Genomic DNA, 19,017 nt, shown 5'->3' with positions numbered 1-19,017 from the left:
CAACTGGCTTGCCTGCGATGGTCGTTAACGATGACGAATGAATACCAGATACTCTGATGTGTTCTTTCGGGCGTCATCGCAGGCAAGCCAGCTCCTACAGGGGAATGCAGCTTCGCGCTCTGGTTCTGCTGTTGCTCTGCTTTTGATCTGGCTTTTGATCTTAGGTGCCCTGTCAAACTACGATGGCCGCAGGCAGGTATTGCGCAGTGGGCACCCCGGCATGGATGCCGGGGTAGCCGCGACACGGCCATGACCGCAGCAACGGATATGTACTCACACCCAACTACAAAAAAAGAGCGAGTTGTGTAGACACCTATGGCCATCGCAGGCAAGCCCGCTCCCACAAAAAGCCCAACACCGAGCTTTAGAGCTCGACATTACCCCAGCCCGGCTTGGCCTCCTCAGGTGCCACCGCCTTGACCTGTTTGCCCGTCGCCAGCTCCACCCGCCGCGCCACTTCCGGGTCGTCGGCAAACGGAATCAAGCTCGCCTCATCCAAGGTTTCCCCCGATTGCCCGCGCAGGCAGTACTCCACGGCGCCATACAGGCAGATCACCGCCGCCAGGTTGAAAATGACCTCCCACATCAGGCGATCTGCGCATCATTGTGCGCCACCTTCAGGTCCGCGACCCGTACGGTGCGCCAGGTGTTGTAGGCCATCAGCAACATGCCGCCAAGGAAGAACACCCCACCGGCAAACCGCACCACAAACCCCGGGTGGCTGGCCTGCAAGGCCTCTACGAACGAGTAGGTGAGGGTGCCGTCGTCGTTGACCGCCCGCCACATCAGGCCCTGGGTGATGCCGTTGACCCACATCGAGGCGATGTACAGCACCGTGCCGATGGTTGCCAGCCAGAAGTGCAGGTTGATCAGCGGCACGCTATACATCTGCTCGCGACCGAAGACTTTCGGGATCATGTGGTACAGCGAGCCAAAGGTGATCATCGCCACCCAACCCAGGGCACCCGCGTGAACGTGGCCGATGGTCCAGTCGGTGTAGTGGGACAGGGCGTTGACCGTCTTGATCGCCATCATCGGCCCCTCAAAGGTCGACATGCCGTAGAACGCCAGCGACAACACCAGAAAGCGCAGGATCGGGTCGGTGCGCAATTTATGCCAGGCGCCCGACAGGGTCATCATGCCGTTGATCATGCCGCCCCAGCTGGGTGCCAGCAGGATCAGCGACATGGCCATGCCCAACGACTGCGCCCAGTCCGGCAGCGCGGTGTAGTGCAGGTGGTGGGGCCCCGCCCAGATATACAGGGTGATCAGCGCCCAGAAGTGCACGATGGACAGGCGATAGGAATACACCGGCCGCCCGACCTGCTTGGGCACGAAGTAATACATCATTCCCAGGAACCCGGTGGTCAGGAAGAACCCCACCGCGTTGTGCCCGTACCACCACTGCACCATGGCGTCGGTGGCGCCGGAATACACCGGGTAGGACTTGAACCAGTCCACCGGGATCGACAGGTGGTTGACCACATGCAGCATGGCGATCACCACGATAAACGCGCCGAAGAACCAGTTGCCGACGTAGATGTGCTGGGTCTTGCGCTGCACCACGGTGGTGAAGAACACAATGGCGTAGGCTACCCACACCACGGTCATCCACACCGCGCCGGAGAATTCGATCTCGGCGTATTCCTTGGTGGTGGTGTAGCCCAGGGGCAGGGTGATCAGCATGATCACAATCACCGACTGCCAACCCCAGAACGTAAAGGCGGCGAGCCAGTCGCTATACAGGCGCACCTGGCAGGTACGTTGCACCGCGTAGTAGCTGGCGGCAAATTGCGCGCTGCCGGCAAAGCCGAAAATCACCAGGCTGGTGTGCAGTGGCCGCAAGCGGCCAAAGGTGGTCCAGGGCAGGTCCAGGTTCATGTCCGGCCACACCAGTTGGGAGGCGATCCATACGCCCATGGCCATGCCGATAACGCCCCATACCACGGTGGCGATGACGAATTGACGGACAACCTTATAGTTATAGGCCTGCCCGGTTGATGCTGTGCTCATGGTCAGTCTTCCACGGTTTCAAGTCCCGGGCACTGTAGGAAATCCATGAAAAACAAAACAGGCTCAGAAAAACTACATTAATACGGATCAGAATTTATCCCTTAAAACATGGGGTATTGCACGGCTGATATGGTTTTTTAGTTTTTAGCTGAATCTGTGACGCATTGAGCTGTAAGTGCATAGTCGCTCCCATAGAAACCGCTGCCGTCGAGCGCGGTCAGCCATGATGAGGTAGCGAGATGTATCGGTACGATGAGTACGACCGGGCCCTGGTCTTCGAGCGTGTGGCGCAGTTTCGTGATCAGGTCGAACGGTTTGTCGCTGGCGACCTGAGCGAAGAAGAATTCCTGCCGCTGCGCCTGCAAAACGGCCTGTACCTGCAAAAGCATGCCTATATGCTGCGGGTGGCGATCCCCTACGGCACCCTCGGTGCGCAGCAGTTGCGCACCCTGGCGAGCATTGCCCGGGACTACGATCGCGGCTACGGCCACTTCACCACGCGCCAGAACATGCAGTTCAACTGGATCGAGTTGCAGCAGGTGCCCGACATCCTCCAGCGCCTGGCCGAAGTCGACATGCATGCGATCCAGACCTCCGGCAACTGCGTGCGCAACATCACCACCGAAGCCTTTGCCGGGGTGGCCGCCGACGAGTTGCTGGACCCGCGCCCGCTCGCGGAAATCCTGCGGCAATGGTCGACCATCAACCCCGAATTCCTGTTCTTGCCGCGCAAGTTCAAGATCGCCATCTGCTCGGCGCGCCAGGATCGGGCGGCGATCATGATGCATGACATCGGCCTCTATCTTTACCAGGACGCCGGCGGCCACATGCTGTTGCGCGTGCTGGTAGGCGGCGGCCTTGGGCGCACGCCGATCCTCGGCTTGCAGATTCGCGACGGCTTGCCCTGGCAGCACCTGCTGTCGTACGTCGAGGCGGTGCTGCGCGTGTACAACCGCCATGGCCGGCGCGATAACAAGTACAAGGCGCGGATCAAGATCCTGGTCAAGGCCCTGGGCATCGAGGCGTTTTCCCGGGAGGTGGAGGAGGAGTGGCAACACCTGCGCGACGGCCCGGCGCAATTGACCGAGGATGAGTACCAGCGCGTGGCCTCGGCCTTTGTACCACCGCATTATCAGGCCCTGCCCGACACCGACCTGGACTTTGGCACACACATGGCTGACAGCCCGGCGTTCGCGCGCTGGGTGACACGCAACGTGCAGCCCCACAAAGTGCCGGGCTACAGCAGTGTGGTGCTGTCCACCAAGCCGGGGATTGCCGCGCCGCCGGGCGACGTGACGGCCGAGCAGATGGACGCCGTGGCGCAGTGGGCCGAGCAGTTCGGCTTTGGCGAAATCCGCATCGCCCATGAACAGAACATCGTACTGCCGGATGTGCCCAAGGCGTGGCTGCATGCGTTGTGGTCCCTGGCCTGCGAGCAGGGCCTGGGCAGCGCCAATGTCGGCTTGCTGACCGACATCATCGCCTGCCCCGGCGGCGACTTCTGTGCCCTGGCCAACGCCAAGTCGATCCCCATCGCCCAGGCGATCCAGCAGCGCTTCGACAACCTCGACTACCTGCATGACCTGGGCGATATCAGCCTGAATATCTCCGGCTGCATCAATGCCTGTGGGCATCACCACATCGGCAATATCGGCATCCTGGGCGTCGATAAAAATGGCAGCGAGTGGTACCAGATCACCCTGGGCGGCGCCCAGGGCAAGGCCAGTGCGCTGGGCAAGGTGATTGGCCCTTCGTTCAGCGCCGCACAGATCCCGGATGTGATCTCACGCCTGATCGCCACCTACGTCCGCTACCGGGAGAGCGACGAACCCTTTATCGACACCGTGCAACGCATCGGCCTGGAGCCGTTCAAGGAGCGGGTGTATGGCAGCGTGGTGCAACCGGTATGAACAATCTGTTGAGCCTGGAACAGGGCGTGGCCCGTATCAAGCAGGATGACCCCTGGACCCTGGTGCGCGACGCCGCCGTACCGCTGCCCGCTGGCCCGTTGATCCTGCCGCTGGCCCTGTGGCTGAGCCGGCGTATTGTGCCAGAGCCGCCGCAGGACGCGGTGTGGCTCGGCCCGGACGATGAAGTCGAACACCTGCAGCCGTGGCTGGAGGTGTTGCCGCTGATTGCCCTGGACTTCCCCAGCTTTCGCGATGGCCGGGCCTACAGCCAGGCCTATCTGCTGCGCACGCGCATGGGCTGGCAGGGCGAGTTGCGGGCGGTGGGGGATGTGCTGCGCGACCAACTGAGCCATATGCGCCAGTGTGGTTTCGACGGGTTCGCCGTGCGCGAGGACAAGTCGGCCGTCGACGCACTCAAGGGCCTGGCGGGCATGAGCGTGAGCTATGGTCGCTCGGTGATTGAGCCGCGGCCGCTGTTTCGGCGGCGGCAGGTGCTTACTTCAATGCCGGGTCGCCAGGATTGAGTTTTTTCCAGCCCTGCATCACCACTTGCGCCTTGGGTTCCTGATTGTTCTCCAGGTAGTACTGGATCAGCGACAGCCGCGCGTTACGGTTATACGGTTGGCGCTGGAGCAGTGCTTCCAACTGCTGGCAGGCCTTGTCGACCTGACCACCGTCGTGCAACGCCACCGCCAGCACAAAGCTGTACTGCCCGTTGCCCGGTTCCAGGCGGGCGGCTTCGCGCAAGTGCGTCAGCGCCGACGGCGTATGGCCCTGGCGAATCAGCATCAACCCTTGGGTATGTTGCAGCAGCGCGGCCTCGGGATGTTGCTTGAGGTTTTCGGCAACCAGGCGGCGGGCTTCTTCGCCCCGGCCATTGGCCTCCAGCCACTGTGCGAGGGTCACCAGCGCCGGGTAGAAGTCCGGGTCGCGCAGCAGCGCCGTGCGCAGTTGGGCTTCGACCAGGCCGGCGCGCCCGCTGGCCTGGTACAGCATGGCCAGGTTGAGGTTGGCTTCGGCGCGCTCTTGCAGGCTCCGTTGCACGTTCTCGTATTCACCGATGGCCTGTTCCCAGGCCGGGCCCAGGCCTTGCGCTGCGACGCTGAGCAGATCCCGCGCGGCGAGAATGCGCACCGCCCGCACCGGGTCCTTGAGCAAGGGGCGATACAGCGCCACGCGCTCGGCAGGCGGCAGCAAGGCGCTGACCGCCCGAAGCGCACTCTCGCGCACCTGTGGGGCAGGGTGGCCCAGGTCTTTGGTCGCCAGCTTCAACGCCTGCTCACTGGGGTAGTTGGGCAACTCGGCCAGCAGCGTGGCGCGTTGGATTGCCGGCAGGTTGCTGCGCGCCAATTGCTCATACAACGCGTGTGCCGCACCCGGCTGGCCGCCGCGAATCAGCGCCAGGCTTTCGTCGTAGCGTGGGGCCTGGAGTGTCTGGCTGTGGTCCCACAGTTTGAATTGTGCGCTGATCTTGTCGCCGGCCTTGCCCTGGTGGCAGCTCAGGCAGGCGTCCGGGGTGCCGAGCCTGGCGGCGCGCTCGGGGTTGGGGATGCTGAAGCTGTGGTCATGGCGAAAGTCGTTGCCCATGTAGAACTTGCCGGGCATATGACAATCGACGCAAAACGAGCCAGGCTGCCCGGCGACATGGCGCGTGTGTTCCGGCGCTTCGTAATTCCTGGCCTGCAACCCGCGGCCATCTACCGAGGCAACCGCAGTCTTGCCCGCCGTGTTGTGACATTGCAGGCACACACCGTTGCCGGGGGCCTTCAACTGGTTGCTATGGGGGTTATGGCAGTCGGTGCAGCGCACGCCCTTGTCGGCCATCTTGCTCTGGGCGAAGGAGCCGTGCTCAAACACTTCGTCCTTGATCTTGCCGTCCAGGGCATACAACTCGCGGGTCAGCACGCTGGGCAGGTAGTCATCCATCAGGCGCTTGCCCACGGTATAGCCGTCACCCAGTGGGGCGCGGCGTGCATGGCAGCGGGCGCAGGTTTCAAGCTCGACGGTGGCGTCCTTGTCCTTCAAGTCCACGGCAAAGCCTGCATGCAATAGGTCGCCTTTCTTCGCTGCCCATTGCACATGGTTCGAGGCCGGGCCATGGCAGGCCTGGCAGCCGACACCGAGGCTGTTCCACTGGCTGTCGAAGCGGTTGTTGGGCGCATCGAAATTGCGCTGGTAGCCGGTGGTGTGGCATTCCACGCACATGAAGTTGGCGTTTTGACTCGGCTTGCTCCAGTGCAATGGGTTCTTGAAGTTCACGCCCTGGCCGGGATAGAGGTGGAACCAGCGGTTTTTTTCGGTATCCCAGGCTACGCCCAAGGCCTGCAAGCGTCCGTCGCCGACCTCGATCAGGTACTGCTGCAAAGGGGCGATGCCGAAGGTGTAGGCGACCTTGAAGTCGGCAGGCTTGCCATCGACCCCCGGGGTGTTAACCCAGAACTCATCGCCCCGGCGCAGGAAGCGAGTGGTTTCGCCTTCGCCCTGGAACGAGGCATTGTTGAAATCGGCCGGTACCGTCTGGGGGGTTGCCTGCTGCATTGCCAGTTGATGGTGAGAACCTTGCCAGTCCTTGGCCTGGGGTTGATGGCAGCCCTGGCATTGCTGCTCGTCCACCATGTGCGCAGGCGGCGTCGGCGGTTTAGCCACAACAGCCACCGGTGTGGGCGCCGGCAGCGGCAGCTTGGGCGTACTGGCCTGGAGGAACAGCCAGATCGCGGCCATCGCCAGTAGCAAAACGGCAATCAACAGTGGGTAGAGATAACGACGGGATGAATCACGGTGGCTGACCTTGGGCATGCGACTTCCGATGTCCGATGCATTGACGCTCTATGGCGTGCTTAAGCTGTGTGCAGCTTTGACGCAGGTCAGGGCCCTGTCAAATCAGGGGTGTGAAATAAGCCGCACTTATGTGCCAGTAGTAGGATATTTTTCCAGAGTTGGCTATACCTGTTACTTCACGTTTCGACGATAAACGCCAAGGAGTTGCGCCATGAAGCTAGGGCTCATGATCAGTACGCTGTGTATTGCCTCACTCGGGGTGACCGGGTGTGCAAGTAAAGTCCCGCAGCCGGATGAGTATTCGGGATTTCTGTCCGACTACAGCCAGTTGCGCGAAGCCAAGTCGCCGTCGGGCGCAGAGGTGATGCGCTGGGTCGATCCCAAGCTCAATCTGAACCGTTACACCTCGGTGTATATCGAGCCGACTCAATTTTTCCCCAAGCCCCAGGCCACCGCGCAAATCCCCGAAGACACCTTGCGCAGCATCAACGAGTACTACAACCAGGCGCTCAAGCGTGAGCTGGTCAAGTCCCTGCCATTGGCCAACGCCCCGGGCCCTGGGGTGATTGTGGTGCGGGCGGCGATCACAGCGGTCAGCCGCAAGACCGAAAGCCTCAAGCCGTACGAGTACATTCCGGTCGCCCTGGTGGCAGCAGCGGTGAGCACCGGCACCGGGATTCGTGACCAGGAAACCACCCTGGGCACCGAGGCGCAGTTTCTCGATGGCGACAGTGGCCGGGTGATCGCCCAGGTCGTGCGCAAAGGCACGGGCAAGCCTTTGGACAACGATACCCAGGTGATGAAAGCGGCGGATGTGAAGGCGGTGATGGATGGCTGGGCGGCGGATCTGCACCAGTCCTACCTCAAGCTCAAGGCCAAGTAACCCACCCAACGCCTACAGGGAATGGGGCTTCGCGCTCCAGCTCTGCTTTTGATCCTGATCTTGGGCGCCCCGGCATGGATACCGGGGTAGCCGCGACACGGCCATGAGTGGCCGTTATCGCAGCAATGGATATGTGCACAAGCCCAAGAACCACTACACAGTTGTGTAGATACTCATGCTCATGGGCGGCAAGCCAGCCCCCACCCATCAATCCCCGACAAACCACCGGTAATACGGATTGGCCCCATCCTCCTGCAACACCTGGCGGATATCCCGGCCCCAGGCCGCACGATCACCGTCATAGGCGTGCAGGCTGGCGCGGTAGAACTGCATCAGGCGTTGTTGTTCGGCATCGAGGGTGCGCAGCAATGCCCCATCGGCATTCAGCAAGGGCGCAGGCACTCGCAAGTCGAGCAAGGCCGGCAACACCCGCTTGATCTCCTGGCTGCGCACCCACGGGGCATATTCGATACGCGGCTGGTCATCGGTGACGGCCAGGGCCTGCCCGGCAAAGCGCTCCAGCCCGTTGCGATCGGTAACCCAGGTCGCCAGCAGGGTCGCGGCCGAATCAATGCCAACCTCGGCCAGGGCGCTGCGCACCGGGGCTTGCTCGAAGCGCTGGCGAATACGCGCGGCGTCCAGCTCGATCGGTTCCATGGAGCCCACCAACAGCATCTCGTGGAACTCGCTGGTCCACAGCGTGGCGTAGGGGAACACGTCGAGGAAGCTGCGCACCAATGATTGCGAGTCTTCGATGTTCTGCGTCGGCAGCGGTAGCCACTGGGCCAGCAGGCCGTGTTTTTCCAGGCGCCGCGCGGCCAGTTGGTAGAAGTCGCGCGAGTACAGGTTGACCACGCCGGCGGCGGAGGGCGGTGGTGGTTCCAGGGTGATCAAGTCATAGGCCTGGGGGCTGCGTAGCAGTTCCTGGCGACCGTCGCGCAAGCGCACCTGCACGCCGGAATCGCTGGCAGCGTTGTAGTTGCCCTTGAACAGCGGCGCCGCCTGCACCACAGCAGGCAGCAGTTCTGCGACGACCCGTTGCTCCAGCCCCGGATAACGCAACAGTGCGCCGGCGGTGATGCCGGTGCCAAAGCCGATCACCAGCGCCGCACGGGGCTCGGCGTTATGGATCAGCAACGGCAGCAGGGCCTGGATGCGCATATAGCGCAGGGACGGCATGGCGTCGCCGGTGTTGGACACGCCCTGGATGTACAGGCGCTGAAAGGCCCGCGTGCCCTTGCCCTGGGTGACCACCGCGACGGTCGCGCCACGGCCTTCCTGGTAAAACGCCAGGCTGGCATTGCGTGCGCCGGGCAGCAGGTTGGCCAGGCGGTCCACCGGGGTCAGCAGGGCCGCGGCCAATGACAGCAGGCCGATGGCCGCCACGGCCTGGCGGCGACCTTTTTTCACCCCATGGCCACGGCGCACCGCGATGTAGCCCACCACGCCGGCAATCACCGCCAGCAGGCCCAGGGTGCGCACCAGGCCGAGCCAGGGGATCAGCACAAAGCCGCAGAGCATCACCCCGACAATCCCGCCCAGGGTGTTGAACGCCACCATCGCGCCCACGTCCCGGCCTACCTGCGCGCCGCCCACACTCAGGCGCAGCGCCAGGGGAAACGCCGCGCCGAGCAACAAGGTGGGCACAAACACAATGCACAAGGCGGCCATTGCAAAGCGTGCGCTCATGCCTGGCAATTCGCTGCCGCCGAAGCTCAGTACCAGCGCTTCAGCCTGGGTTTGCAGGAGCACCAGCCAACGGCCCAGCAAGGCGATTTCCAGCAGGGCCACCAACCCGGCACCGGCAATCAGCAGACCGAAGACGCCCCACGGATCGCGAATGCGTGCGACCCGGCGCGCCATCAGTTGGCTGCCGATAAACAGCCCGGCCAGGTAGGTGGCCAGCACCACGGCAAAGGCATAGGTGCGGGCACTCATGAATTGCACGATGGACTGCGACCAGACCACTTCATAACCCAGGGCCACGCCGCCGGCGATGGCATACAGCACCAGCGCCAGGCGCGCCGGTTGGGTCTTGGACGGGGCATTGACCGACGTTGCGCGATGGCGCACGTACAACAAGGCGCCGACGGCGGCGAGCAGGTTGAGCAGGGCGGCCACCAGGGCACTGCCGCGCACGCCAAAGGTGGCGATCAGCACAAAGGCCGTGAGCAAGGTGCCAACGATGGCCCCGGCGGTGTTGGCCGCATACAGCCGGCCACCGGCCTGGCCCAGGTCCTTGGCATCGACGTTGAGGGCGCGCACCAGCACCGGCAGCGTGCCGCCCATCAACAGCGCAGGCAGGCCCACCAGGGCGAAAGGCAGGACCCAGGCCAACAGGCCGATGCGTTGTTCCAGCCAGGCAAACGGGCTGGCGGCCATGCCCAGGGCCAGCGTGGCGCTGACTCCGAGCACGGCGACGAGAATTTCCAGAGCGGCGTAAAGCACCAGCGGCCGTGCGAGCCGATCGGCCCAGCGGCCAAACAGCCAGCTACCCAGGGCCAGCCCGGCAAAGAAGGCACTGATCCCGGTGGTGATGGCATAGACCTCGACCCCAACCACCAGTGACAGCTGCTTGATCCAGAGCACCTGGTACACCAGAGCGGCGCTGCCGGAGATGAACAGCAGCAGGGCGGGGATCAGCAGGGTGGAGGTCTGGAGACGGGCCAGGGGTTGGCTGGCAGTGCGTGAAGACATTGCAGATTGCCTTGTTCAAAGGGAACAAATATTTCAAAACGGGCGAAGATGCCCGGTGCAAACCGGGTTTAGTGTGGGAGCGGGCTTGCCCGCGATAGTGCAGTGTCAATCAATGCATTAGGTGACTGATCCACCGCTATCGCGGGCAAGCCCGCTCCCACACAAGCCTGCTCCGACCTTTTACTGCGCCGGCGCTGCCTTCATTTTCTCGGCAATTTTCGCATCCACCGCCGCGCGAATCTGGTCGATGCTGAAGCTCGCCGGTTTCTGGCTGGGTGGGTACTCGATGAAGGTTTCGAGGAAGGCCGCCGATTTGGTCACCGCGACGCCCGCCAGGTACACGTTCTTGGTGCTCCAGTCGTAATACTGGTCAGACACCACGTCCGCCCGCTCGTACGGGTCCATGCGCAAGTTGAGGATCTTCGGCACCCGCAGGCACACGAACGGCTCGCTCCAGACCCGGAAACCGCCAGGCTGGCGCTGTTCGCAGAACACCACTTTCCAGTTGTCGAAGCGCATCGATACCAGCACCCCGTCGTCGTTGAAGTAGTAGAACTCGTTGCGTGCGCCTTTAGGTTGCTGGCCGGTCAGGTACGGCAGTTGGTTGAAGCCGTCCAGGTGCACTTTGAAGTTGGCGCCGCCCGCGACCGGGGCCCAGCCTTTGAGCAGCTTGTCCTTGACCTCGGTATCGCCGGCCGCCGCGAGCAGGGTCGGGAACCAGTCCATGCCCGAGAGCATTTCGTTGGAGACTTCGCCGCCCTTGATCTTGCCCGGCCAGCGAATGATCGCCGGCACCCGGTAGGCGCCTTCCCAGTTGGAGTTCTTCTCGTTGCGAAACGGCGTGGTTGCCGCGTCCGGCCAGGAGAACTGGTTGGGCCCGTTATCGGTGGTGTAGACCACGATGGTGTTGTCGGCGATTTTCAGGTCGTCGAGGGTCTGCAGTAGTTTGCCGACGTCACCGTCGTGCTCCAGCATGCCATCGGCGTACTCGTTGCCGGGCATGCCGCTCTGGCCCTTCATCGAGTCGCGCACGTGGGTGAACACGTGCATGCGCGTGGTGTTCATCCAGACAAAGAACGGCTTGTCGGCCTCGGCCTGTTTCTTGATGAACGCCTGGGCGGCGGCGGTGGTTTCGTCGTCGATGGTTTCCATGCGCTTGGTGGTCAAGGCGCCGGTGTCTTCGATCTTGCCGTCGGCAAAACTGTGAATCACCCCGCGTGGGGTGTTGGCCTTGACGAAGGCCGCGTCGTCCTTGGGCCAGTAAGGACGTTCCGGCTCTTCTTCGGCATTGAGGTGGTACAGGTTGCCGAAGAACTCATCGAAACCATGGTTGGTGGGCAGGTACTCATCGCGGTCGCCCAAGTGGTTCTTGCCGAATTGCCCGGTGGCGTAGCCCTGGGACTTGAGCGCCTGGGCGATGGTGATGTCGCGCTTTTGCAGGCCTACCGGTGCACCGGGAATGCCGACCTTGGACAAGCCAGTGCGCAACGGCGTCTGGCCGGTAATAAAGGACGAGCGCCCGGCGGTGCAACTGTTCTCCGCGTAATAGTCGGTGAACATCATGCCTTCCTTGGCGATACGGTCGATGTTCGGGGTCTTGTAGCCCACGACGCCCATGGAATAGGCGCTGATATTGGTTTGCCCGATGTCATCGCCGAATATCACCAGGATATTCGGCTTTTCGGCGGCCAGGGCTGTCGCCCCGACCCCCATCACTGAAACCGCCACCAGGGCCAGTTTCGGTAGCCACTTGCATATGCGAGTCATGAGACCTGCTCCTTTATCGGCTTGAGTCGCACTGCTGCGACCAACGTTTACTACAGTCCATCGCGACGTCTTTGCTTATTGCACCTGCTTTTGCACAACCGGTTCGAACGGGTAGATACGCCGCCAGTCGGCGGCCATATCGACCACGGTCCAACCCTTTGTATTGGCCTCGTCCAGGGCCTTGTCCAGGCGCCCCACCGAAGAGTTGCGGTCATACGCCCACTCCCGCGCAGCGTCGGTGTGGTGCACCAGCCCCATGAAACGTTTCCCCGCGCCTGCCGCCGTCCATTGCAGCATCTGCAAGTCGCCGTCGGAGTTGCCGAAGGCGAGGATCGGTCGCCGGCCAATCACCGCATCGATGCTTTCCGGCTTACCCGGGCCATCGTCGTTATGGGCCAGCTTGGCGGTACGCAGGATCTGCGGCTTGCCGTCGTTGATCTGGAACTGCGTGACGAAGCTGCTGCCGATCACCTGTTCCGGCGGTACGCCATAGACCACGTCGGCAAAGGCGCGCATGAAGGCGGTGTCGCCGCCGGACACGATGTAGGTCTTAAATTGCTGGCTGCGCAGGTAGTCGAGCATTTCCAGCATCGGCTGGTAGATCATCTCGGTGTAGGGCTTGCCGGTTTTCGGATGGCGGGCCTGGGTCAGCCAGGCCTTGGCATTGGCGATAAAGGTCTCGGTGCTGATCCCGGTATGGGTCGCACCGATGATTTTCAGCAGGCCGTCCATGCCGCTCTGGGCCAGGGCCTGGTGGTCGTTTTCCAGCACGGCCTTGAACGGTTGGGTGGTTTTCCAGTCCGGGTGCTGGGGCGCCAGGCGCTTGATTTCATCGAACGCGAACAGCACCTGGAAGTACGCCGGCTGCTCGGTCCACAGGGTACCGTCGTTGTCGAACACGGCGATGCGCTCGGCGGGCTTGACGTAGTCCGTCGAACCTTCGGCGGTCACGGCCTGGACGAATTCGATGATGTGCTGTTTGCTCGGTCCTTCATTCCATGATGGCAGCGGGTCGCTGGCCCATGCGGGAAAGCTCAGGCACAGCAGCAGGGGCAGGGAGCGGCGCAGAGACGTCATGGGAAATCCTTTTCGCGACGGGGGTTCAGTGGTAGCAAGCGTAGTCGACGGCAGACCCGGCGCAATGTCGCCCAGGCGCGGCGCCACAGTGCTGGCAGCCGTGGCCAGAGCGAGTGGCCGAGGTAGCCGGCCAATAGCAGCAGCACCAGCGCCGCGCTCCAGGCCAGGCCGTGGCGCGACAGTTGCCAGCGCGTGTGTTGGCCCAAGTCCTTGAGGTCCTGGGCGATCGAAAAGGTCGGGCGGTAGTCGCTGCCAGCCAGGGCTTCGACGCTGATGGCGGGCAACTGCGCCACTTGCAGGCGATGGTTGCGGCTGTCCCACCATTTCACGCTGATGGCCGGTAACTGGTAATGGCCGCCCTGTTCGACCCGGTATACCCAACGGTCCACGCGCTGGCCGCCGCTGACAGTACTGCGCCCGTCGTCCAGGTTGCTGATCAGCGCCGCCTGCGGGTAAGCGCGCAGGCCTTCGATCGAGGCTTGAGGCGGCGCCGGCAAGGACAGCGCCGGGGTGTTGTCGGCTTGCAGGGTGAGGGTGCGGGTCAGGCTGTCGCCCACCTTCAGCGGTGTGGCCGAGGTGCTGAGGTGTTGGCTCAGGCGCACCCCTTCGGCCACCAGCAGGTTCTCGCCGGGGTTGAATCCGGGTGGCAGCGTGGCCTTGAACGCCAGTGGCGCGCTGTGCGCAGTCAGAGGGGCGCTGGCCTGACCGGGTTGGGCGCTGACGGCCAGGGACGGCACGTTGAACTGCTGTGCCACGTTGGGAGTGATGCGGTAGCGATAGCGCATGCCATAGAAGTTCTGGCCGTCGATCACCTGGGTCAGGTGCTCGGCCTCGCCCCCCGGTGCCTCGACCCGGGCGCCCGGCAATTGCAGGGCGGGCAGGCTGGCGGCAGTGGTGAACCAGGTGTCGGTCAGCACGTCCACCTGCAACTGCGCTTGCTCGCCCACCATCACTGCCGGGCCGGGCAGCAGTTGCACGTGCACCTTGAGTTGCGGCTCGCCGGCCATGAGCTGTGTGCAGAACAGCAGGCCGAGCAGGGCAGGCTTATTCATGGGCGCCGCCCTGGTCTTGCAGGCTGAATTTGCGCCGCAGGAAGTTGGCTGGCGAGGTGGTCAGGTTCTGCAACCACAGGGCGTCACTGCTGGCTTGTTCGGTCTGCACCGCCTTGGTTTGGCCCTTGCCGGGCGTCTTGTCGAACTTGATCGTGTCGGGCTTGACCTCGGGGGCGTTGTCGGCGGCGCTTTCGGTGTCTTTTTTCAGGGCCATGGCCAATGCCAGGTTGGCACTGGCCTCGGGGAACTGTGGCTGGCGCTGCAAGGCTTGCTGGTAGGCGCTGATGGCCTGGTCGAACTTGAAGCGGCGCACATGGATATTGCCCAGGTAGAACGCCGCCTGCGCGCTGTCGAGTTGGGCGAAGGTGGCCTGGGCCAGATCGTAGTCGGCGGCGTTATAGGCCGCGATGCCTTTCCAGTAGGGGTCGACAAACAGGCGGGCGGCGGCGGGGTAGTGATGGTGCTCGAAGGCCCAGCGCCCTTGTTGATCGGCTGTCAGAAAAGCATCGGCCAGCCCGTTGGCCTGGGCCGGCGCGGGTTGCAGGAACAGGCCCAGCATCACCACGGCGGCCCAATTCAGGCTCCAGCCCCGGCGCACGCCGAACAGTGCCACCAGCAACAGCGGCCAACACAGCCAGTAGCCTTCGTCTTTCCATTGCAGGGCGCGCTGTTGTTCATCGGCCGCCTGGAAGTGCTGCTGCGCGTGCAGCTCCACCCAGTCCAGGTCGTCGTCATTGAGGGTCAAGCTGCCCAGCGGCGCATCGGTGGCGGCGGCCAGTTGCTTCAAGGCCGGGGCGTCGAAACTGCCGGGGTTGCTGCCCACCGCCAGGACCAACACTTGCAGCGGGCTGTCGGCCAACAGGGGCTTGAGCCGGGGCAGTTGGGCGACGTCGGCCCCGTCGCTGAGCAGCAGCAGGGTGCCGGGGGACTTTTCTGCGTCGAGTAGGCGCCTGGCTTGCTCGATGACCGCAGCCACGTCCTTGCCCGGCCGTGTGATCAGGTCGCTGGCGAGGGCCTGGATAAAGCTGTCCAGCAGCGCCGGGTCATCGGTGGGCGGCAACACCAGGTGCGCGCTGCCGGCGTAGACGATCAGTGCGGTTCTTGCGCCTTTGCGCCGCGCAACCAGGTCATGCACCTTGTGCTTGGCCGCTTCCAGGCGGGTGGGCGGCACGTCGATGTTGTCCATGGACGGGGACAGGTCGAGGGCAATGATCAACGGTGCGCGATTCTCCAGGAAGGCCGGTCGGTCCTGCTCCCAGGTCGGCCCGGCAGCGGCGAGGGCGCCGAGCACCAGCAACGCACTGGCCAGGTGCACCGGGCGCAGGCGATGGGGATCGCTGGGCGTGAGCAGCAGGTGCGGCAACAGGTGCGGGGCGATATTGCCGCGCAGGCGGCGTTGCAGGTCGCGGTTACGCCGCCAGAGCAGGGGCAGCAGCACGCCGATCAAGGCCAGTAGCAGCCAGGCGGGGCGCAGGAAGTGCAAGTCACTGAGGTTGAACGCCATCCGGCACCTCCCGTCTGGTGCGGTACGGCCATGCTGCAGCGATCAGGTGGTATACGGCGAACACACTCAAGGCTGCGCCCAGGGGCAGCCAGAACAGATCGCGCTTGGGTTGGTGGCTGAGGGTCTGGACCTGATGGGGGGTGAGCTGGTCGAGGGTGCTGTAGATCTGGTCCAGGGTGTCGCGGTTTTCTGCACGGAAATAGCGCCCGCCGGTGGCGTCGGCAATCTGTTGCAAGGCGCCCAGGTTGACCTTGGCCTCGCCCGACGCGCCGGGGTCGCCAATGCCGATGGTATGGATTACCACGCCTTTGGCCGCAGCCATGCTGGCGGCGTGGTCCGGGGTGATTGCGCTGCTGGTGTCGTTGCCGTCGGTGAGCAGGATCAGCACTTTCTCCTGCTCGTGGGCCGCGTCCAGCAGCTTCAGGCTCAGGCCGATGGCATCGCCAATGGCCGTGTTGGGCCCGGCCATGCCGATGCCGCTGTCATCGAGCAGCAGCGCCAGGCTGGCATGGTCCAGGGTCAGCGGTGCCTGGGGGTAGGCGCCGCTGCCAAACAGGATCAGGCCCAGGCGGTCATCCTTGCGCCGCTGGATAAACCCCTGCACCACCTGTTTGACTGCGGCCAGGCGGTCAATCTTCTGGCCGCTGGCGTCGGTGAAGTCCTGGGTCTGCATGGACTGGGAAATATCGATGGCCAGCATCAGGTCGCGCACCGGCTGTTGGCGTTCGATAGGTTTTTCTACCCAGACCGGGCGCGCCACGGCCAGCACCAGAAGGGCCCAGACCAGCAGGTTGAGCAGCAGTTGCCCGCGATTGCTGCGGCTGCCGCTGGCTGCCGGGGCTTGCCCCACCGCGCGGCTCATCCCGGCGAAAAACGGCACCCGCACCGCGCTGCGCGCCTCGTGGTAGGCGGGCAGGTAACGCCAGGCCAGCCAGGGCGCTGGCAGCAGGAGCAACAACCAGGGGTAATCAAGCTGCCACATGATGCCCCTCCACCCAGGTTCGGCACTGGGCCAGCAGGCGTGCACGCTGTTCGGCGCCCAGCGCCTCGGGCGGCGCGTAAGCCAGTTCGGCCAGTTGCCGGCTGAGGTCCGCCGGCACCTGCCCAGCGCCATGGCGTTGCAGGAAGGCTTGCCAGTCGGCGCCACTCAAGGTCGGCACGCGTTGCAGCTCTTCGGGGGCCAGGGGCATCGACAGCGCCACGCGCTTGAGTAACACCGGCAGTTCCCGTAGATCCTCCAGCGCATCCAGGCGGGCCAGGGCCTCACGGCGATAGGCATTGCGGCGCCACGCAAGCCAGGCCCTGGCCGCCCACACCAGCAGGCCGAGGATCAGCAGGCCGAGCAGCAGCCACCAACCCCAGGTCTGCGGCCAGTAGCTGACGGGCGCGGGCAAGCCCAGCTCTTGCAGCTGTTCGATGCTCGGCACCTGGGCGTTCAACGGCGCCTGCCCAGTTCGTCGCGCAATTGCTCGGCGGCGGGCAGGGCGCTGCTGAACATCAGCACGGGCACCTGGCTGCGCCGCAACAGGTTGGCGACATCCTTGAGGCGGCCGCCGAGAAAATCCCCCAGGGGTTGGCGCACCTGCTGTTGTTGCACGGCCAATTCCACCTGCAACTGGCCCTGGGTCACGCGCAGTTGGCCACTTTTGGGCACGTTGAGGGCCAGCGGATCGTAGACCTGCAAGGCGAGCACATCGTTATGGGCCGACAGCTGGCGCAGCAGTTGCAGGGTGCGCGGCCCGGCGCCGGCAAAGTCGCTGACGATGCAGATCAAATGGTCATGCCCGGCCAGCGCCAGGCAATGCTGCAAGACCTTGTCCAGTTGCCCGTCGCCCTCATGGTCCGGATTGCGCGCATTGAGCGCCTGGTTGTGCTGCACGATACGGCTGCACAGGGCCTCGACCCGCTTGCGGCTGCGCAACGGGGCCACGGCGTCGATGCGCTCATCGTTGAACACCACGCCGCCGACCCGGTCGCCTGCGTTGAATACCATCCACGCGGCGAGCGCCGCCAGTTCGGCGGCGACGGCTGATTTGAAGCTGCGCACCGAGCCAAAGAACATCGACATGCGCTGGTCGACCACGATCAAGGCCGGGCGGTCGCGCTCTTCGGTAAAGGCGCGCACCACCGGCTTGCCGGTGCGCAGCGAGGCGCGCCAGTCGAGGTGGCGCAGGTCGTCACCGGGCTGGTAGCGCCGCAGTTCATCGAAGTTCAGGCCGCGCCCGCGCAGGCGTGACGCATGGTTGCCCGCCAGGATGCTGCCCTGGGGCTGGCGCGCCACAAAACTCAAGCCCCGTGCCTGGAACTGCAGGGCCATCAACTGCCCGAGGGACACGTAGACCTGACCGTCGGCGTTCATGCCGGGATCGCCACTTTGGCCAGCAGGCGGTCGAGCACCTGATCGGCACTGACTCCATCGGCCACCGCGTCGTAGCTCAGTTGCAGGCGATGGCGCAGTACTGGATGCACCACCGCTTGCACGTTGGCCGGAGTGACGAATGCCTGGCCCTGCAACCAGGCATCGGCGCGTGCGCAGCGGTCCAGGCCGATGCCGCCACGGGGGCTGGCGCCGAGGCTGATCCAGCGTGCCAGGTCCGGGTCGTAGTCGCCGGGATGGCGGGTGGCGTTGATCAGGTCGATCAGGTAGCGGTCGATGGCCGGCGCGACCTGCACGGCGCTGACTTCCCGGCGGGCGGCGAAGATCACCTCTTGTGCCAGGTTGAAGCCCTGAGTGACAGGGGCGTCGCCTGCCTGTTCTTCGGCCCGCAGCAAGCGCAGCACCTGGCTTTCATCGTCGGCGCTGGGGTAGTCGAGGAGGATTTTCAGCAAAAAGCGGTCCATCTGCGCTTCCGGCAGTGGGTAGGTGCCTTCCTGTTCGATGGGGTTCTGAGTGGCGACCACGATAAACAGTTCGGGCAGCGCGTGGCTGGCGCCGGCCACGGTGATTTGCCGCTCTTCCATGGCTTCGAGCAGGGCGGCCTGGACCTTGGCCGGGGCGCGGTTGATTTCATCAGCCAGGATCAGGTTGCCGAACAAGGGGCCGGGCTGGAAACGGATCTGGTTCTGCCCGTCCACCTGGTGCAGCACCTCGGCGCCGGTGATGTCCGAAGGCAGCAGGTCGGGGGTGAACTGGATCCGGCTCATCTGCGCGTCGAGGTGCCTGGCCAGGGCCTTGACCGTGCGGGTCTTGGCCAGCCCCGGCAGGCTTTCCAGCAGCAGGTGACCGTTGGCCAGCAGGCCCAGGAGGATCTGCCGGATAACCTGGTCCTGGCCCAGCACGCTTTCGGCGATGCTGGCTTGCAGGGCGTTAAGATCGTTGAGCGCTGTCATCACAAT

General features: G+C 64.0%; 15 protein-coding genes. 3 read left to right on the top strand and 12 right to left on the bottom strand.

Going from position 1 to position 19,017, the window contains the following annotated elements:
- Positions 1-364 precede the first annotated feature (364 nt).
- Positions 365-586 carry a cbb3-type cytochrome c oxidase subunit 3 gene (locus HBO19_RS09930; RefSeq protein ID WP_169952532.1) on the bottom strand — a complete coding sequence of 74 codons (222 nt, stop codon included), beginning with the start codon at positions 584-586 and terminating at the stop codon, positions 365-367.
- A complete protein-coding gene (gene ccoN, locus HBO19_RS09925; RefSeq protein WP_169952531.1) occupies positions 586-2,013 on the bottom strand; it encodes a cytochrome-c oxidase, cbb3-type subunit I in 1,428 nt (475 codons plus the stop codon). Before ccoN ends, HBO19_RS09930 begins: the two co-directional genes overlap by 1 nt.
- 239 nt (positions 2,014-2,252) lie before the next feature.
- Here ccoN and HBO19_RS09920 point away from each other — a divergent pair, with 239 nt between their 5' ends.
- Both HBO19_RS09920 and HBO19_RS09915 read left to right on the top strand, forming a co-directional pair.
- Positions 2,253-3,923 (top strand): nitrite/sulfite reductase, encoded by a 1,671-nt coding sequence (locus HBO19_RS09920; RefSeq protein ID WP_170057418.1) that lies wholly within the window; start codon positions 2,253-2,255, stop codon positions 3,921-3,923.
- Positions 3,920-4,447, top strand: a complete 528-nt coding sequence (locus HBO19_RS09915) for a DUF934 domain-containing protein (RefSeq protein ID WP_170057417.1) — start codon at positions 3,920-3,922, stop codon at positions 4,445-4,447. Before HBO19_RS09920 ends, HBO19_RS09915 begins: the two co-directional genes overlap by 4 nt.
- Here the strand turns inward: HBO19_RS09915 and HBO19_RS09910 are convergent.
- Positions 4,419-6,719 (bottom strand): cytochrome c3 family protein, encoded by a 2,301-nt coding sequence (locus HBO19_RS09910; protein WP_170057416.1) that lies wholly within the window; start codon positions 6,717-6,719, stop codon positions 4,419-4,421. The two genes, HBO19_RS09915 and HBO19_RS09910, sit on opposite strands and share 29 nt — an antisense overlap.
- Before the next feature lie 193 nt (positions 6,720-6,912).
- Between HBO19_RS09910 and HBO19_RS09905 the strand changes: the two genes are divergently transcribed.
- The gene (locus HBO19_RS09905; protein WP_169952527.1) at positions 6,913-7,584 is read left to right on the top strand and encodes a DUF3313 domain-containing protein; all 672 of its coding nucleotides are present in this window, start codon (positions 6,913-6,915) and stop codon (positions 7,582-7,584) included.
- 207 nt (positions 7,585-7,791) lie between these two features.
- On the opposite strand, the gene HBO19_RS09900 is transcribed toward HBO19_RS09905, so the two are convergent.
- The 9 genes from HBO19_RS09900 to HBO19_RS09860 all read right to left on the bottom strand — a co-directional run bounded on the left by HBO19_RS09900 (position 7,792) and on the right by HBO19_RS09860 (position 19,011).
- Positions 7,792-10,281, bottom strand: coding sequence for a fused MFS/spermidine synthase (locus HBO19_RS09900; protein WP_170057415.1), 2,490 nt, complete (start codon positions 10,279-10,281; stop codon positions 7,792-7,794).
- Positions 10,282-10,461: 180 nt separating this feature from the next.
- Positions 10,462-12,048 carry an arylsulfatase gene (locus HBO19_RS09895; RefSeq protein ID WP_169952525.1) on the bottom strand — a complete coding sequence of 529 codons (1,587 nt, stop codon included), beginning with the start codon at positions 12,046-12,048 and terminating at the stop codon, positions 10,462-10,464.
- Between the two features lie 75 nt (positions 12,049-12,123).
- Entirely contained in the window at positions 12,124-13,125 is a 1,002-nt protein-coding gene (locus HBO19_RS09890) for an HAD family hydrolase (protein WP_169952524.1), read from the bottom strand.
- Positions 13,122-14,177 (bottom strand): BatD family protein, encoded by a 1,056-nt coding sequence (locus HBO19_RS09885; RefSeq protein ID WP_170057414.1) that lies wholly within the window; start codon positions 14,175-14,177, stop codon positions 13,122-13,124. Before HBO19_RS09885 ends, HBO19_RS09890 begins: the two co-directional genes overlap by 4 nt.
- A complete protein-coding gene (locus tag HBO19_RS09880) occupies positions 14,170-15,681 on the bottom strand; it encodes a VWA domain-containing protein (RefSeq protein ID WP_170057413.1) in 1,512 nt (503 codons plus the stop codon). The genes HBO19_RS09885 and HBO19_RS09880 overlap by 8 nt, the downstream gene beginning before the upstream one ends.
- The gene (locus tag HBO19_RS09875; protein ID WP_169952521.1) at positions 15,662-16,663 is read right to left on the bottom strand and encodes a VWA domain-containing protein; all 1,002 of its coding nucleotides are present in this window, start codon (positions 16,661-16,663) and stop codon (positions 15,662-15,664) included. The genes HBO19_RS09880 and HBO19_RS09875 overlap by 20 nt, the downstream gene beginning before the upstream one ends.
- Positions 16,650-17,120 (bottom strand): DUF4381 domain-containing protein, encoded by a 471-nt coding sequence (locus tag HBO19_RS09870; RefSeq protein WP_169952520.1) that lies wholly within the window; start codon positions 17,118-17,120, stop codon positions 16,650-16,652. The genes HBO19_RS09875 and HBO19_RS09870 overlap by 14 nt, the downstream gene beginning before the upstream one ends.
- On the bottom strand, positions 17,117-18,040 hold the full coding sequence (locus HBO19_RS09865) for a DUF58 domain-containing protein (protein ID WP_169952519.1): 924 nt from the start codon (positions 18,038-18,040) through the stop codon (positions 17,117-17,119). Before HBO19_RS09865 ends, HBO19_RS09870 begins: the two co-directional genes overlap by 4 nt.
- Positions 18,037-19,011 (bottom strand): MoxR family ATPase, encoded by a 975-nt coding sequence (locus HBO19_RS09860; RefSeq protein ID WP_169952518.1) that lies wholly within the window; start codon positions 19,009-19,011, stop codon positions 18,037-18,039. The genes HBO19_RS09865 and HBO19_RS09860 overlap by 4 nt, the downstream gene beginning before the upstream one ends.
- Between the last annotated feature and the right edge of the window lie 6 nt (positions 19,012-19,017).

The organism is Pseudomonas sp. WS 5021 (assembly GCF_012985535.1).
Taxonomy (GTDB): domain Bacteria; phylum Pseudomonadota; class Gammaproteobacteria; order Pseudomonadales; family Pseudomonadaceae; genus Aquipseudomonas.
Note: the sequence above shows the minus strand (reverse complement) of the source record. Positions and strands in the feature narration are given on the sequence as shown.

What these genes read in the sequence shown, in the direction of transcription:
- HBO19_RS09930 (WP_169952532.1), bottom strand. Translation starts at nt 586, where the DNA reads ATGTGGGAGGTCATTTTCAACCTGGCGGCGGTGATCTGCCTGTATGGC.
- ccoN (WP_169952531.1), bottom strand. Translation starts at nt 2,013, where the DNA reads ATGAGCACAGCATCAACCGGGCAGGCCTATAACTATAAGGTTGTCCGT.
- HBO19_RS09920 (WP_170057418.1), top strand. Translation starts at nt 2,253, where the DNA reads ATGTATCGGTACGATGAGTACGACCGGGCCCTGGTCTTCGAGCGTGTG.
- HBO19_RS09915 (WP_170057417.1), top strand. Translation starts at nt 3,920, where the DNA reads ATGAACAATCTGTTGAGCCTGGAACAGGGCGTGGCCCGTATCAAGCAG.
- HBO19_RS09910 (WP_170057416.1), bottom strand. Translation starts at nt 6,719, where the DNA reads ATGCCCAAGGTCAGCCACCGTGATTCATCCCGTCGTTATCTCTACCCA.
- HBO19_RS09905 (WP_169952527.1), top strand. Translation starts at nt 6,913, where the DNA reads ATGAAGCTAGGGCTCATGATCAGTACGCTGTGTATTGCCTCACTCGGG.
- HBO19_RS09900 (WP_170057415.1), bottom strand. Translation starts at nt 10,281, where the DNA reads ATGTCTTCACGCACTGCCAGCCAACCCCTGGCCCGTCTCCAGACCTCC.
- HBO19_RS09895 (WP_169952525.1), bottom strand. Translation starts at nt 12,048, where the DNA reads ATGACTCGCATATGCAAGTGGCTACCGAAACTGGCCCTGGTGGCGGTT.
- HBO19_RS09890 (WP_169952524.1), bottom strand. Translation starts at nt 13,125, where the DNA reads ATGACGTCTCTGCGCCGCTCCCTGCCCCTGCTGCTGTGCCTGAGCTTT.
- HBO19_RS09885 (WP_170057414.1), bottom strand. Translation starts at nt 14,177, where the DNA reads ATGAATAAGCCTGCCCTGCTCGGCCTGCTGTTCTGCACACAGCTCATG.
- HBO19_RS09880 (WP_170057413.1), bottom strand. Translation starts at nt 15,681, where the DNA reads ATGGCGTTCAACCTCAGTGACTTGCACTTCCTGCGCCCCGCCTGGCTG.
- HBO19_RS09875 (WP_169952521.1), bottom strand. Translation starts at nt 16,663, where the DNA reads ATGTGGCAGCTTGATTACCCCTGGTTGTTGCTCCTGCTGCCAGCGCCC.
- HBO19_RS09865 (WP_169952519.1), bottom strand. Translation starts at nt 18,040, where the DNA reads ATGAACGCCGACGGTCAGGTCTACGTGTCCCTCGGGCAGTTGATGGCC.
- HBO19_RS09860 (WP_169952518.1), bottom strand. Translation starts at nt 19,011, where the DNA reads ATGACAGCGCTCAACGATCTTAACGCCCTGCAAGCCAGCATCGCCGAA.